General features: G+C 61.0%; 12 protein-coding genes. All 12 read left to right on the forward strand.

All coding sequences use genetic code 11. From position 1 onward, the window contains the following. The first annotated feature begins 219 nt into the window (after positions 1–219). The 12 genes from glnE (at position 220) to AC1RP7_RS07790 (ending at position 14,823) form a co-directional block, all read left to right on the forward strand. Positions 220–3,159, forward strand: coding sequence for a bifunctional [glutamate--ammonia ligase]-adenylyl-L-tyrosine phosphorylase/[glutamate--ammonia-ligase] adenylyltransferase (glnE, locus tag AC1RP7_RS07735; protein WP_493181564.1), 2,940 nt, complete (start codon positions 220–222; stop codon positions 3,157–3,159). A 206-nt stretch (positions 3,160–3,365) separates the two neighbouring features. Next, positions 3,366–4,400, forward strand: coding sequence for a lipopolysaccharide heptosyltransferase II (waaF, locus tag AC1RP7_RS07740; RefSeq protein WP_057712291.1), 1,035 nt, complete (start codon positions 3,366–3,368; stop codon positions 4,398–4,400). Position 4,401: 1 nt separating this feature from the next. Further along, positions 4,402–5,463, forward strand: coding sequence for a lipopolysaccharide heptosyltransferase I (gene waaC / locus AC1RP7_RS07745; RefSeq protein ID WP_046039742.1), 1,062 nt, complete (start codon positions 4,402–4,404; stop codon positions 5,461–5,463). Next, positions 5,463–6,584 carry a glycosyltransferase family 4 protein gene (locus tag AC1RP7_RS07750; protein WP_340312344.1) on the forward strand — a complete coding sequence of 374 codons (1,122 nt, stop codon included), beginning with the start codon at positions 5,463–5,465 and terminating at the stop codon, positions 6,582–6,584. The genes waaC and AC1RP7_RS07750 overlap by 1 nt, the downstream gene beginning before the upstream one ends. Then, the gene (gene rfaP / locus AC1RP7_RS07755; protein WP_218495205.1) at positions 6,585–7,391 is read left to right on the forward strand and encodes a lipopolysaccharide core heptose(I) kinase RfaP; all 807 of its coding nucleotides are present in this window, start codon (positions 6,585–6,587) and stop codon (positions 7,389–7,391) included. After that, positions 7,391–8,125 (forward strand): lipopolysaccharide kinase InaA family protein, encoded by a 735-nt coding sequence (locus AC1RP7_RS07760; protein ID WP_218495204.1) that lies wholly within the window; start codon positions 7,391–7,393, stop codon positions 8,123–8,125. The genes rfaP and AC1RP7_RS07760 overlap by 1 nt, the downstream gene beginning before the upstream one ends. After that, entirely contained in the window at positions 8,122–8,874 is a 753-nt protein-coding gene (locus AC1RP7_RS07765; RefSeq protein ID WP_090452769.1) for a lipopolysaccharide kinase InaA family protein, read from the forward strand. The genes AC1RP7_RS07760 and AC1RP7_RS07765 overlap by 4 nt, the downstream gene beginning before the upstream one ends. Then, a complete protein-coding gene (locus tag AC1RP7_RS07770) occupies positions 8,874–10,325 on the forward strand; it encodes a lipopolysaccharide kinase InaA family protein (protein WP_492587260.1) in 1,452 nt (483 codons plus the stop codon). Before AC1RP7_RS07765 ends, AC1RP7_RS07770 begins: the two co-directional genes overlap by 1 nt. Positions 10,326–10,553: 228 nt before the next feature. After that, on the forward strand, positions 10,554–10,889 hold the full coding sequence (locus tag AC1RP7_RS07775) for a YceK/YidQ family lipoprotein (protein ID WP_489339635.1): 336 nt from the start codon (positions 10,554–10,556) through the stop codon (positions 10,887–10,889). Positions 10,890–11,055: 166 nt separating this feature from the next. After that, positions 11,056–12,813: a carbamoyltransferase family protein gene (locus tag AC1RP7_RS07780; RefSeq protein ID WP_090452771.1), complete on the forward strand. Its 1,758-nt coding sequence runs from the start codon at positions 11,056–11,058 to the stop codon at positions 12,811–12,813. Beyond that, the gene (locus tag AC1RP7_RS07785) at positions 12,797–13,927 is read left to right on the forward strand and encodes a glycosyltransferase (protein WP_057712282.1); all 1,131 of its coding nucleotides are present in this window, start codon (positions 12,797–12,799) and stop codon (positions 13,925–13,927) included. The genes AC1RP7_RS07780 and AC1RP7_RS07785 overlap by 17 nt, the downstream gene beginning before the upstream one ends. Further along, the gene (locus AC1RP7_RS07790) at positions 13,927–14,823 is read left to right on the forward strand and encodes a GNAT family N-acetyltransferase (RefSeq protein WP_493181565.1); all 897 of its coding nucleotides are present in this window, start codon (positions 13,927–13,929) and stop codon (positions 14,821–14,823) included. Before AC1RP7_RS07785 ends, AC1RP7_RS07790 begins: the two co-directional genes overlap by 1 nt. Positions 14,824–14,825 lie beyond the last annotated feature (2 nt).

The following is a 14,825-nucleotide window of genomic DNA, read 5'->3' on the forward strand; positions in this document are numbered from 1 at the left end:
TAGTAAAACTACAGAAGAGCGGCTTGTGGCCCCCGGCTGCGTTGTGAGAATAATCGTTAAGGTTGGTCTTTTTCCAACTACAAAAGGTAAAAGCTTGATGCTGGCTGCCAAAATAAAAGAAATTTCAGCTATTTCTAACTTTTGTTCGACACTCCCTCAGGTAGTGGGTTTTCGAAAACCACTACATGCAGCCCGTTGCACGCCGATCAAGGATAGACCATGAGCCTCCCCTCGCTTGCCGAACTGCCCGCCATTCTCCTGCCGTTTGTCACCCGTGCCGAGCAGTCGTTCCGGGCTGCCGTCGCCGCTCTGGACGATGACCACGGGTTGTCTGCCTGGACGCCGGAGCGTTGGGCGCAATTTGCCCGCGTCACCGCCGCCAGCGATTTCGTGATTGAACAGTGTGTTCGTGACCCTTTGATGTTGCTGGGGCTGGTGCAGTCCGGCGAACTGGACCGCGGCTTCGCTCCCGCTGAGTTGTGCGGGCAGATCGCGGCCGCCGCGAACGTGGCCGAGACCGATGATCAACTTGGCCGCGCCTTGCGCCGCCAGCGTGCACGCCATCAGGTGCGGATCATCTGGCGCGACCTGACCCGCCAGGCCGATTTGATCCAGACCTGCCGCGACCTTTCGGACATGGCCGATGCCAGCATCGATCAGGCCTATCAATGGTTGTACGTGCGGCATTGCCAGCAGTTCGGCGTGCCGACCGGGCGGCGCAGCGGCGAACCGCAGCAGATGGTCATTCTCGGCATGGGCAAGCTCGGTGCCGTGGAGCTGAACCTGTCATCGGACATCGACCTGATATTTGCCTATCCCGAGGGTGGCGAAACAGTTGGCGTCAAACGCCCGCTGGATAACCAGGAGTTTTTCATCCGTCTGGGCCAGCGGCTGATCAAGGCCCTGGACCCGATGACCGTCGACGGCTTTGTATTTCGCGTCGACATGCGTTTGCGTCCCTACGGTTCGGCGGGCGCGCTGGTGCTGAGCTTCAACGCGCTGGAGCAGTATTACCAGGACCAGGGGCGCGACTGGGAACGCTACGCGATGATCAAGTCGCGGGTGGTGGCCGGGGATCAAGTAGCCGGCGCGCAACTGCAAGAGATGCTGCGGCCATTCGTTTACCGGCGTTACCTGGACTTCTCGGCCATCGAAGCGCTGCGCACCATGAAGCAGCTGATCCAGCAGGAAGTGCGGCGCAAGGGCATGGCCGACAACATCAAGCTCGGTTCCGGCGGTATTCGCGAAGTCGAGTTTATTGCCCAGGCGTTCCAGTTGATCCACGGCGGCCGCGATCTGAGCTTGCAGCAGCGCCCACTATTAAAGGTACTGAGCACGCTGGAAGGTCAGGGGTACCTGCCGCCGAACGTGATCAGCGAGCTGCGTGAAGGTTACGAGTTCCTGCGTTACACCGAACACGCGATTCAGGCGATTGCCGATCGCCAGACGCAAATGTTGCCCGATGGCGAGCAGGATCAGGCGCGCATTGCCTTTATGCTGGGCTTCGCGAACTGGACGGCGTTCCACGAACAACTGATGTATTGGCGCGGCCGAGTGGCCTGGCACTTCGGGCAGGTGATCGCCGATCCCGATGAAGAGCAGGGCGCCGAAAGCGAAGTGGTGGTCGGCGGTGAGTGGTTGCCGCTGTGGGAAGAGGCCCAGGACGATGAGGCCGCCTGCCGTCAACTGGAAGAGGGTGGTTTCAAGGATGCCCCAAAAGCCTTGAAAGCCCTGGCTGGCTTGCGCGGCAGCCCGCAATTGAGGGCGATGCAGCGTCTGGGTCGCGAACGTCTCGATGCTTTTATTCCGCGTTTGCTGGCACAGGCCGTGGAACATGACAATCCGGACTTGGTACTGGAACGGGTGCTGCCGCTGGTCGAAGCCGTGGCTCGTCGTTCCGCGTACTTGGTGCTGTTGACCGAGAACCCCAGTGCGTTGCGGCGTTTGCTGACGCTGTGCGCGGCGAGCCCGTGGATCGCCGAGCAAATCACCCGCTTCCCGCTGCTGCTCGACGAATTGCTCAACGAAGGCCGGCTGTTCAAGCCGCCACTGGCGCCAGAACTGGCGGCAGAGTTGCGCGAGCGCCTGACGCGGATTCCCGAGGACGACCTCGAACAGCAAATGGAAGCTCTGCGCCATTTCAAGCTGGCGCACCGCTTGCGAGTGGCCGCCTCGGAAATCGCCGGCAGCCTGCCGCTGATGAAAGTCAGCGATTACCTGACCTGGCTCGCCGAGGCAATCCTGGAGCAAGTGCTGGCACTGGCCTGGCGGCAAACCGTGGCCAAGTACGGCACGCCGCTGCGCACCGATGGCACCTTGTGCGATCCCGGCTTCATCATTGTCGGTTATGGGAAAGTCGGCGGCCTGGAACTAGGGCATGGTTCGGACCTGGACCTGGTGTTCATCCACGACGGCGATCCGCAGGCTGAAACCGATGGCATCAAACCCATCGATGGCGCGCAATTTTTCACCCGATTGGGGCAGCGGATCATTCACTTGCTGACGGCGCAGACCAACTCCGGGCAGTTGTATGAAGTGGACATGCGTCTGCGACCGTCCGGGGCGTCGGGCTTGCTGGTGAGTTCCCTGGGTGCGTTTGCCCGCTATCAGGAAAACGAGGCCTGGACCTGGGAGCATCAGGCATTGGTGCGCGCGCGGGTGTTGGTGGGCAGTCAGGATGTCGGCCAGGCCTTCGAGAAAGTCCGTGCCACGATATTGGGCAAAACACGTGATCTGCCGACCCTGCGCCAGGAAGTCAGCGAGATGCGTGCCAAGATGCGCGATAACCTCGGCAGCAAGAGCACCGCGGCCGGCACCGGGGCAAATGCCTTCGAAGCCACGGCGCCGTTCGATATCAAGCAGGACGCCGGAGGTATCGTCGATATTGAATTTATGGTGCAATACGCGGCCCTGGCGTGGTCCGAAACACACCCGCCATTGCTACGCTGGACGGACAACATCCGCATTCTGGAAGAGCTGGAGCATGAAGGGTTAATGCCCGTCGAAGATGCCAGCCTGTTGCGTGAAGCGTATAAAGCGTACCGTTCCGCCGCCCACCGGCAGGCCTTGCAGAAGGACCCCGGGGTGATTCCGGGCGATCAGTTCGCGGACGAACGGCGGCAGGTCATGCGGATCTGGCGTGAGCTGGGGCTAAGCTGAAACGGGATATTTGATACGCCAATATTCCCTGTAGGAGCGAGCTTGCTCGCGATGGTCGTTAACGAGAACGCGGCGAGCCTGACACCCCGCGGAGTTTTCAGGTTCATCGCGAGCAAGCTCGCTCCTACAGTAGTAGATTTGCGTTGTTCTGTAGAATTTTCGAGGCGGGGAGGCGTAGGCCTCCCCGGTTCGTTTATGGAAACCACATGAAAATTCTGATCGTTGGGCCCAGTTGGGTCGGTGACATGGTGATGGCGCAGACACTTTTCCAGTGTCTGAAACAACGCCACCCGCAATGCGAAATCGACGTGCTGGCCCCCGAGTGGAGCCGGCCGATTCTTGAGCGCATGCCCGAAGTTCGCCAGGCCTTGAGCTTTCCGCTCGGTCACGGTGTCCTGGAACTGGCAACGCGTCGGCGCATCGGCAAATCCCTGGCTGGCCAGTACGACCAGGCGATCCTGTTGCCCAATTCCCTGAAGTCGGCGCTGGTGCCGTTCTTTGCCGGCATCCCGAAGCGCACCGGCTGGCGTGGCGAGTTTCGCTATGGCCTGCTCAATGACGTGCGCACGCTGGACAAGGATCGTTATCCGCTGATGATCGAGCGCTTCATGGCCCTGGCTTATGAGCCGGGCTTTGAGTTGCCAAAGCCGTATCCACGTCCGAGCCTGCAGATCGACCCGGTTACCCGCGAAGCGGCGCTTGCCAAGTTCGGCCTGACCCTCGACCGCCCAGTGTTGGCCCTGTGCCCCGGCGCCGAGTTTGGTGAGTCCAAGCGTTGGCCGTCCGAGCATTACGCCAAGGTTGCCGAAGCGAAGATCCGCGAAGGCTGGCAAGTCTGGCTGTTCGGTTCGAAAAACGACCACGCCGTGGGCGAAGACATCCGCGCGCGGCTGATTCCCGGCCTGCGTGAAGAATCGGTCAACCTCAGCGGCGGCACCTCGCTGGCCGAAGCCATCGACCTGATGTCCTGCTCCGATGCGGTGGTGTCCAACGACTCCGGCCTGATGCACGTTGCCGCCGCCCTGAATCGCCCATTGGTGGCAGTCTACGGCTCGACGTCGCCAGGTTTCACGCCACCGTTGGCCGAGCACGTCGAAGTCGTTCGCCTGGGCATCGAGTGCAGTCCATGCTTCGACCGCACCTGCCGTTTCGGCCATTACAACTGCCTGCGCCAACTCATGCCGCAAGCGGTGAACGAAGCCCTGCAGCGGTTGCAAGGCACTCCGGTCGAGGTCAAATAGCTTGCGGGTTCTGTTGATCAAGACTTCTTCGCTGGGCGACGTCATTCATGCGTTGCCGGCGTTGACCGACGCGGCGCGGGCGATCCCCGGCATCAAATTCGACTGGGTGGTGGAAGAAGGCTTTGCCGAGATCCCGACCTGGCATCCGGCGGTGGGCAAGGTGATTCCGGTGGCGATACGTCGCTGGCGCAAAAACATCTGGCAGACCATCAAGAGCGGTGAGTGGAAGCGCTTCAAGCAAAGCGTTCGCGCCACGAAATATGACTTGGTGATTGACGCTCAGGGCTTGCTGAAAAGCGCCTGGCTGACCCGTTACGTCAAGGCGCCGGTGGCCGGCCTCGATAAAAACTCTGCACGCGAACCCATCGCTGCGCGCTTTTACGATCGACGCCTGGCCGTTGCCCGCGGGCAGCACGCGGTGGAGCGAGTGCGTCAGTTGTTCGCCATCGCGTTGGGCTATGACTTGCCCAAAGGCCTGGGTGACTACGGCCTGAATATCGAGCGCCTGGTGGAATTGCCGCGCAAGAATCCGTACGTGGTGTTTCTGCACGGCACCACCTGGGACACCAAGCACTGGCCCGAAGCCTATTGGCGTGAGCTGACCGAGCGGGTCGGCTACCTGGGCGTAGGGGTGAAACTGCCGTGGGGCAATGCGCTGGAGAAAGCCCGGGCCGAGCGCATCGCAGCCGGTTTCAAACACGCCGAAGTGTTGCCCAAACTGAACCTGGCCGGTGTCGGCAAGGTACTGGCGGGCGCGCAAGCTTGCGTGGCGGTGGACACCGGTCTGGGTCATTTGGCCGCCGCGCTGGATGTGCCGACGCTGTCGCTGTTCGGCCCGACCAATCCAGGCCTGACCGGCGCCTATGGCAAGGTGCAGATTCACCTGGCCAGCGACTTCCCTTGTGCGCCGTGCCTGCAAAAGAAATGCACTTATCAACCGACGGCTGAAGATGCCCGTCAGTTTGACTTGAAACGCGAGTGGCCGTTGTGCTTCACGCGTCTGAATCCCGAGCGTGTCGCGAGCCGACTGAGCACGTTGTTAATGGCTGAGGAGCTGCGCTGATGCAATTGGCATTTGTCTTGTACAAGTATTTTCCATTTGGCGGCTTGCAGCGCGATTTCATGCGAATCGCCCTGGAGTGCCAGAAGCGCGGCCATCAGATTCGCGTCTACACGCTGATTTGGGAAGGCGACGTACCGCCGGGTTTCGAAGTGCTGGTGGCGCCGGTCAAGGCGTTCTTCAACCATCGGCGCAACGAAAAGCTCAGCGAATGGATGGAAGCGGACCTGGCCAAGCGCCCGGTCGACCGCCTGATCGGCTTCAACAAGATGCCGGGCCTGGACGTCTACTACGCCGCCGACGGCTGTTTTGAAGACAAGGCGCAGAACCTGCGTAACTCGCTGTATCGCCGTTGGGGCCGCTATCGCCACTTCGCCGAATACGAGCGGGCGGTGTTCGCCAAAGAGGCGAAGACCGAAGTGCTGATGATTTCCGAGGTCCAGCAACCGCTGTTCATAAAACATTACGACACGCCGCTGGAGCGCTTTCACCTGCTGCCACCGGGTATCGCCCAGGATCGTCGTCGGCCGGCCGATGCCGATGAAATTCGTGCCGGGTTCCGCGTTGAATTCAATCTCAAGGACGATGAACTGCTGCTGGTGCAGATCGGCTCCGGGTTCAAGACCAAGGGCGTCGATCGCAGCCTCAAGGCGTTGGCGGCATTGCCCGCTGATCTTAAGAAGCGCACCCGGCTGTTTGTAATTGGCCAGGATGACCCCAAGTTATTCCAGATGCAGAGCGCGACCTTGGGGCTGGGTGACAACGTCACGTTCCTCAAAGGGCGCAGTGACATTCCGCGTTTCCTGTTGGGTGCCGATCTGTTGATCCACCCGGCGTACAACGAGAATACCGGCACCGTGCTGCTCGAAGCCCTGGTGGCCGGCTTGCCGGTGCTGGTGAGCGCGGTGTGCGGTTACGCCCATTACATCGCCGAGGCCGATGCTGGCCTGGTGCTGGACGAACCGTTCGATCAGGCACAGCTGACGCAGTACCTGACCGGCATGTTGAACGACGCTCAAGCAAGGGCGGCCTGGAGCCGCAATGGTCTGGCCTTCGCCGAAACGGCCGACCTCTACAGCATGCCGCAGCACGCGGCGGATGTGATTCTGGCGGAGCACGCTTAAATGAAGTTGATGCTGGCTGAACCGTTCAAGAGCCTCTGGGCCGGACGCGACCCGTTCGCCGAAGTCGAGGGGCTCAAGGGCGAGGTGTACCGCGAGCTGGAAGCACGCCGGACATTACGCACGGAAGTCGACGGCAACGGGTTTTTCGTGAAAATCCACCGTGGCATTGGCTGGGGCGAAATATTCAAGAACCTGCTGACGGCCAAGCTTCCTGTACTGGGTGCCGGTCAGGAGTGGAAGGCGATTCAGCGCCTGCAGGAAGTCGGCGTGCCGACCATGACCGCCGTCGCGTATGGCGAGAAGGGCCGTAACCCGGCCGATCAACATTCGTTCATCGTCACCGAAGAGCTGGCGCCGACGGTCAGCCTGGAAGACTTCAGCATCAACTGGACCCGGCAGCCACCGGAGCCAAAACTCAAGCGCGCACTGATCGCCGAAGTCGCGCGCATGACCGGCATGATGCACCGCGCCGGGGTCAACCACCGCGACTGCTACATCTGCCATTTCCTGCTGCACACCGACAAACCGGTGACCGCCGACGACTTCAAGCTTTCGGTGATCGACTTGCACCGTGCCCAGACCCGCCCGGCGATCACCTTGCGCTGGCGCAACAAGGACCTGGCTGCCCTGTACTTTTCCGCGCTGGACATCGGCCTGACCCGCCGCGACAAGCTGCGTTTCCTCAAAGGCTATTTCCAGCTACCGCTACGACAGATCCTGTGTGAAGAGGCAGCTTTGCTGGCATGGCTCGACGGCAAGGCCAACAAGCTCTACGAGCGTAAACAGCGATACGGGGATGCGCTCTGATGTCGGGTTGGAAGCTGGAACCGGCCTACAGCGAGCTGGCCGATGACTTCGGCAGCCTCGAGGCTGTGTTTGCGCTGCAAGGCGAGCGTTTGACCCGTGACGCGCTCTCGGAGGTCATCCGTGTCGAGCGCAATGGCGTCAACTATTACGTCAAACGGTATGTGGGCGCTGGCAAAGGCTTGCGACGTTACCTGGGCAAGCCTCGGGTGAAGATGGAATGGCAGAACCTCAAGCGCTTTGCCAAGTGGGGTATCCCCACTGCCGAAGTGGTGGCCTGGGGGCTGGAGCGGCGCGGTGCGGCCTACGCTCGCGGCGCGATGATTACCCGGGAGCTGCCGGGTACCGAGGACTTGTCGGCACTGGCCGAGCGCCACGACCCGAAGCTGTCGGACCGCGCCTGGGTCGATACCGTCAGTCGTCAGCTGGCCCAATACACCCGGACCATGCACGACCACCGCTTCACCCATAATGATTTGAAGTGGCGCAACCTACTGATCGACGATCAGGCTCGAGTGTTTTTGATCGATTGCCCCAACGGCGATTTCTGGCGCGGTTTCTGGCTCAAGTACCGTATTACCAAGGATCTGGCGTGCCTGGACAAGGTCGCCAAATATCAATTGTCGGCTACACAGCGCCTGCGCTTTTACCTGCAATACCGCAACCGGACCCGGCTCAACGCTGCGGACAAAAAACGCATCCGGCACGTGGTGAGATTTTTCGAGGGACGCGAATGACTGACTTTCTGGCCGCTGAAGACCGTGCGCTGCTTGAGCGCCATGGCCTCGGCACGTTCGAGGCACTCTGGACCAAACAGCTCGATGCGGTGGACGAACCCAACACCGGTGGCGGCGGCTGGAGCAGCGTGTTTCGGCTGGACCTGGAAGGTCATGGTTTCTACCTCAAGCGTCAAAGCAACTACCTGACCCGCACCTTGCGCGCACCGTTCGGCGAGCCGAGTTTCGCTCGCGAGTTTCGCAACATCTCCCGTTACCGGAAGATGGGCATTCCGGCGCTCGAAGCGGTGTTCTACGGGGAGCGCAAGGTCAATGGCGAGGTCCGTGCGATCCTGCTGACCCGTGCGCTGGACGGTTGGGACGACCTCGACTCGCTGTTGCAGCGCTGGACTCAATTGAGCCCTGAGCAGCACTCGGAAATCCTCAAGGCCAGTGGCGAACTGGCCCGGCAGCTGCACGCCGCACGCCAGGTGCATGGGTGCTTCTATCCCAAGCACATTTTCATGCGCGCCACCGGCAACGGCTATCAGGCTCAATTGATCGACCTGGAAAAGACCCGGCCGCTGCTGTACGGGCAGCGTGACCGAATCAAGGACCTGGAGCCGCTGACGCGCCGTGCGCCCGAGTGGGGCGAGTCGCAACTGCGGCAATTGCTGGCCGCCTATCTGGATCAGCCGCAGGACAGCTCGCTGATCGATAGCTGGCTGCAGCGATTGACTGCGCGGCGCAGCCAAAAGAGGCCGCGCTGATGCGTTTATCCGAACTGAAGACCGCAGGCCGCAATCCCGTTTTGCCGCTGAGCGTTTCGCTGGCCGACGCCGCCGGCCCTGCCGAGTTGCAACTGCTGAGCCTGTTGCGAGTGTTGCCGGGGCAGCGTTATGTCGGTGCCGGCGTCTGGCGTGGCCGGCCGGTGTTGGCCAAATTGCTGGTCGGCAGCAAGGCTGCACGGCATTTTCAGCGTGAACTGGATGGCGTGCGCCTGCTCTCTGCCCAGGGGCTGACCACGCCGCAGCTGTTGGCCGATGGCCTGAAGGACGGCGAGGGTGGCTGGCTGCTGTTTGATTTCCTTGAGCATGCCGAAAGCCTGGGCGACACCTGGAAACAGGTGGAGCAGCAGCCCGTACTGTCCGATGGGCAAGGGGCGGTGCTGGCCGAGGCGTTGGGCGCGATCGGCCAGATGCATCGCAAGGGCCTGTGGCAGGAAGACCTGCACCTGGACAATTTGCTGCGCCAGGGCGGTCGCCTGTACCTGATCGATGGCGCAGGTATCTGCTGCGAGACACCTGGCCAGCCGCTGTCCCGGCAGAAGGTCCTGGAAAACCTCGGGGTGTTCTTCGCCCAGTTGCCGAAGTCGATTGAACCCTTCATTGAAGAGTTGCTGGTGTATTACCTGCTTAGCAACGGCGAACACGCCTTGCCCATGGAGGCGTTGCAGAAGCAGATCGACAAGGTCCGCAGTTGGCGCCTCAAGGACTTCCTGATCAAGGTCGGCCGCGAGTGCACGCTGTTCAGCGTCCAGCGCGGAGCCTTCGGGTTACGGGCGATTCGCCGCGAGGAAGTGCCGTCGATGGTGCCTGTGCTGGAGCAGGCCGATGCCTTGCTCGATCAGGGGCACCTGTACAAGACCGGCGGTGCGGCGAGCGTCGGCAAGGTCGAGGTGGATGGCCGCACGCTGGTGATCAAGCGCTACAACATCAAGGGTTTTGCCCACTGGCTCAAGCGTTTCTGGCGTCCGAGCCGGGCCTGGCATTCATGGCGCGAAGGCAACCGCCTGGCGTTCCTCGGGATTGCCACGCCCAAGCCGCTGGCGTTGCTGGAAAAGCGTTTCCTGTGGCTGCGTAGCCGGGCTTACCTGATCACCGAGTACCTGCCGGGGCCGGACATCATCGAGCGTTTTGCGCCGTATGTGGAGCGTGGTGATGCGCCGGAAGCCGAGCTGGCGGCACTGGATCATCTGTTCGCCGAGTTGATTCGTCTACGCATCAGCCATGGCGATTTCAAGGGGCATAACCTGTTCTGGCAGCAGGATCGCTGGGCGTTGATCGACCTCGATTCGATGTGCCAGCACGGCTCCCTCGGCAGTTTCTCCCCGGCGTATGCAAGGGATCGCGCGCGGTTCATGCGCAATTGGCCTGAAGGCAGTGCCCTTTATCAGGTCATTGATCAGCGTCTTCCCAAAGACATCTCCAGCGCTGCTTAAACCGCTATCGCGAGCAAGCTCGCTCCCACACTGAATCTTTGTCGGGCACATATTTTGTGTGCGACCGAGAACCACTGTGGGAGCGAGCTTGCTCGCGATGAGGCCGGTACTGCCAACCGAGAAAGCAGACAAGTTCTTGTGAACCGTCCTACGCGATCTTGGGAAGTCATGAACTGTGGCCCAAATCGCCCGGATGCTAATTTGCCTGACGTTCTCGGAGGGCAGGCTGTGACGATCAAAATGGCAGTTTCAGCGGGTGTTTTATCAGTGTCGCTAACGGGTTGCGGGACCGCCGCCACCGTCCTGCAGGATGAAGCCCAAGCCGCGCAGGGGCTGCGTCGGCAAAAGACCTATTGCCAATCCATTCCACGGGTCTACAGCGGCCTCGCCTACGACTTCTGTGTCTTGAATGCACCGCCAGACCCTACGGGTGTCCTTGTGCCGCTCGTATTGGTGGACCTGGCCGTGTCTGGCGCGCTGGATACCGTTGTCTTGCCGTACACGATTTACCGGCAAAGCGTGGACGGCAGTATCTCCATCTATTGGCGGCCTGCGCGCGGATAAAAAATGCCGTGAGGTCCCGGCCGTGGTTGCATGCCGCTTGCTGCTAGAGGTTTGCCGCCGCTTTTACGCTATAATCCCGCCCTTTAGCTGTCTCTCGCTCATTGCGAGGGCACATTAATTTTTGAGGCGCTTGCGCCTGCATGCAGACTAAAGAGGCTAGACCCCTGTGGCATTGACGATTCTTGGCCTGTCCGGCGCCCTTAGCCATGATCCTTCCGCAGCCCTGTATATCGACGGCAAGCTGGTCGCGGCGGCTGAAGAGGAGCGCTTCGTACGCGATAAACATGCAAAGAACCGCATGCCCTACGAATCGGCGAAATTCTGCCTGGAACAGGCCGGTATCAAGCCGTCCGACGTTGACGTGGTCGCGATCCCATTCGCACCGATCAGTCTGTTCGGCAAGGCCCGCTGGCAGTACGCCAAGCGTTACTGGTACGCCCCGGACCGTGCACTCGACGCGATCCTGATGGGCAATCGTCGCTACAAGCGCTATCGCAACAAGATCGTCTGGTGCCTGGAGCAGCTGGGTTTTGATCCGAAGAAGATCAAGATCGAGCCGGTCGAGCACCACCTTGCCCACGCCTCCAGCGCTTATCACTGTTCCGGTTTCAAAGAGAAAACCGCGATCCTGGGCATCGACGGCAAGGGCGAGTACGCCACGACCTTCTTCGGTTATGGCGAAAACGGCAAGATCCACAAGATCAAGGAATTCTTCGATCCGGACTCCCTCGGCGGCCTGTATGGCGCGATCACCGAGTTCCTCGGTTTCGATATGCTCGACGGTGAGTTCAAGGTCATGGGCATGGCGCCGTACGGCGACGCCAGCAAATATGATTTCTCGCGCCTGGCTTCGTTCGAAAACGGCGAGTTGGTGATCAACACCGACTACGCCAACGTCATCGGCCTGCGTCGCTACAAAGAGAAGGGCAAGGGTTACTACTTCTCGCCGAAGCTGATCGAGTGGCTGGGTCCCAAGCGCGAAGGCGACATCGCCGACGAGCCTTACATCCACTACGCCGCTAGCATTCAAGCGCTGTTCGAAAAGATTGCGCTGCAGATGATCGACCATTACCTGGGCGACGTGCTCAAGGAAACCGGCAAACTGGCCTACGCCGGTGGCTGTGCGTTGAACGTCAAGCTGAACCAGAAAATCATCGCCCGCGACGACGTCAAAGAGCTGTTCGTACAGCCGGCGTCCGGTGATGCCGGTACCGCAGTCGGCGCGGCAGCCTATGTGTCCCACGCCCGCGGCGTGCCGGTCGAGAAGATGGAGCACGTCTACCTCGGCCCGTCGTACAGCAACGAAGACGTGATCGCAGCCTGCGCCCGTCACGCCGACAAGCCAACGTGGCGCAAGCTCGACAACATGCCGGAGCAGATCGCCAAAATCATGGTCGATGGCAACCCGGTGGCCTGGTTCCAGGGCCGCATGGAGTTCGGTCCGCGTGCACTGGGCGGGCGTTCGATCATCGGTTGCCCAAGCGTGCCGGGCGTGGCCGACCGCATCAACCACCAGATCAAGTTCCGCGAGCGCTGGAGGCCTTTCTGCCCGTCGATGCTCGACACCGTGGCGCCACAGATGATCAAGATCGATCACCCGGCGCCGTTCATGACCTTCACTTTCGAAGTGGCGGAAGAGTGGAAAACCCGCGTGCCGGAAGTCGTCCACGAAGACGGCACGTCCCGAGCCCAGGTGCTCAAGCGTGAATATAACCCACGCTACTACGACATGATGAAAGCGCTGGAAGTGCTCACCGGCAACGGCGTGTCGCTCAACACCTCGCTCAACCGTCGTGGCGAGCCGATGATCTGCTCGCCGACCGATGCGCTGAATATGTTCTTCGGCTCGGATCTGCAGTACCTGATCATGGAAGACATCCTGGTGGTCAAAGAGGGCGCAAACGCTTATGACTCGCTCGGCTGAACGCCATGTGCTGCAGTTCTGCCACGGCTATGACGGGCCGTTCCTGGACTGCGCACGGCAGTACGCCAGCCTGTTCGCGGGCACCGGTTATCGGGTGACCACGGTCTTTCTGACCGGGGCTGCCGATAGCGAGGTGGCCGCAGCGTGTGCTTCCGATGAAGTGTTGTTCATGGAATACAGCTCCAAGGCCATTCGTGGCCTGAAGCTGGGTGCCATCGGCGATCTGCGCAAGATCGCCGCGTCGCGCAACTTCAGTTTCTGCATCGCCCATCGCTTCAAGCCGATCTACATCGCCTTGCTCGGCACTTCGTTGCCGGTGATTGGCGTGCACCACGCGTTTGACGATTACAAACGCGGCACGCGCAAGCTGTTCGCGCATATTTTCCGCAAGCGTCTGAGCCTGCTCGGGGTGTCCGATGCGGTGCGCGACGACATGCGCCAATGCCTGCCGAAATGGCCGGCGACGCGTATTCAAACCCTTTACAACCGCATTGACGTGCCTGCGCTGCAAGCCAGTCAGGTTTCCGCTCGCGAAGCTCGGGAAACCCTCGGTCTCTCGGCTGATGCGTGGATTGTCGGCAACGTTGGCCGACTGCACCCGGACAAGGATCAGGCTACTCTGCTGCACGGTTTTGCTGCGGCGTTGCCGGGGCTTCCGGGTAACAGCCAACTGGTGATTCTCGGCAAGGGGCGTCTGGAGCAGGATCTCAAGGAGCTGGCTCGGGAGCTGGGTATCGGTGATCGGGTGCTGTTCCTCGGTCAGGTGCCGGACGCGCGCAATTACTTCCGCGCCTTTGATGTATTTGCCCTGAGTTCCGATCACGAACCGTTCGGCATGGTGCTGCTGGAGGCAATGGCCGCTGGTGTACCCTTGCTCGCCACAGCGTGTGGCGGGGCGAAGGAAGTGGTCGAAGGCGTGGGCATTCTGTTCCCGCTCGGCGATGCTGAACACCTTGCACAAGGCCTGCAACATTTGGCGGGTATGGATGATCAACAGCGCCGTCAATGCGCCGAGATGATGCTCGATCGCTTGCGTGAGCGTTTCTCCGACCGTGCGGTGCGCGACACCTTCTGGCGTCTGCCGCAAGTTACCGATCTGGCACCGAGGGGCTGATGCTCAACCGATTCCAAGGCTGGCGCGAACGTGGCTGGTCGCCCGTTGACGCCTCTACCTACGCAAAAGCCTGGCAGCAATTTGGCGGAAGCGTCGCGACTCATCCTCTGGTGGTCGAACGTCTGGCGAATCTTGCCGGCATCCCGGTGCGATACCTGGCCTGGGAGCAACAGGGCGAAGTCAAGGCCGCGATCCCGACCTGGGGCCGCGATGTGGCGCTGTCCAAGGATGTGCTCAAGCGCAACGGCAAAAAAGGCCTGTTCGATCTCGGCAATGCCGAGCTGATTTTGCCGGCCGCCGCTGATGTTCAGGCTCCTCTGCGCCATCGTGCACGCTACTTGTCGGCACTCAACGAAACCCGCTTCAGCGGCATGAAGCTGCAGACAGAACAACTGGCCATGGCCCGTACCCCGGAAGAACTGTCGAAGAAGTTTCGCTACAACCAGCGCCGCGAATTGCGTCTGCTGGAAGAGGCGGGCGGTGTGGTGCGTCCGGTCAGCGAATTTTCCAGCGCTGAATTGGCGGCGATCTACTGTGATCTGTTCCAGCGTCGTTGGGGTTTCCCGGCCACCGGCGCTGCGCGCATGGCCGAAGTCCTCGAACTGCTGCGCGAGTTGCTGATCGGTTCGGTGATCTTCCTCAACGATGCGCCGATTGCGATTCAACTGGTGTACCGCGTCGAAGCGCCGAAATGGATCAGCGTCGAGTACATCAACGGCGGCGTTGACCCCGAAACCCGCGAATTCAGCCCCGGTAGCGTATTGAGCTTTATCAATACGCAAAGCGCCTGGGAGCATGCCCGGGCGCAGGACAAACCGTTGCGCTTTTCCTTCGGTCGCGCCGACCGTGAATACAAGGATCGCTGGTGCAACCCCGTGCCGGTCTTCACCGTATGAGC

It is taken from the genome of Pseudomonas sp. GW822-FHT01E03 (assembly GCF_058802985.1).

Bases quoted from the DNA above. Each gene is read 5' to 3' on its own strand.
- glnE (WP_493181564.1), top strand. From the start codon at position 220: ATGAGCCTCCCCTCGCTTGCCGAACTGCCCGCCATTCTCCTGCCGTTT.
- waaF (WP_057712291.1), top strand. From the start codon at position 3,366: ATGAAAATTCTGATCGTTGGGCCCAGTTGGGTCGGTGACATGGTGATG.
- AC1RP7_RS07750 (WP_340312344.1), top strand. From the start codon at position 5,463: ATGCAATTGGCATTTGTCTTGTACAAGTATTTTCCATTTGGCGGCTTG.
- rfaP (WP_218495205.1), top strand. From the start codon at position 6,585: ATGAAGTTGATGCTGGCTGAACCGTTCAAGAGCCTCTGGGCCGGACGC.
- AC1RP7_RS07760 (WP_218495204.1), top strand. From the start codon at position 7,391: ATGTCGGGTTGGAAGCTGGAACCGGCCTACAGCGAGCTGGCCGATGAC.
- AC1RP7_RS07765 (WP_090452769.1), top strand. From the start codon at position 8,122: ATGACTGACTTTCTGGCCGCTGAAGACCGTGCGCTGCTTGAGCGCCAT.
- AC1RP7_RS07770 (WP_492587260.1), top strand. From the start codon at position 8,874: ATGCGTTTATCCGAACTGAAGACCGCAGGCCGCAATCCCGTTTTGCCG.
- AC1RP7_RS07785 (WP_057712282.1), top strand. From the start codon at position 12,797: ATGACTCGCTCGGCTGAACGCCATGTGCTGCAGTTCTGCCACGGCTAT.
- AC1RP7_RS07790 (WP_493181565.1), top strand. From the start codon at position 13,927: ATGCTCAACCGATTCCAAGGCTGGCGCGAACGTGGCTGGTCGCCCGTT.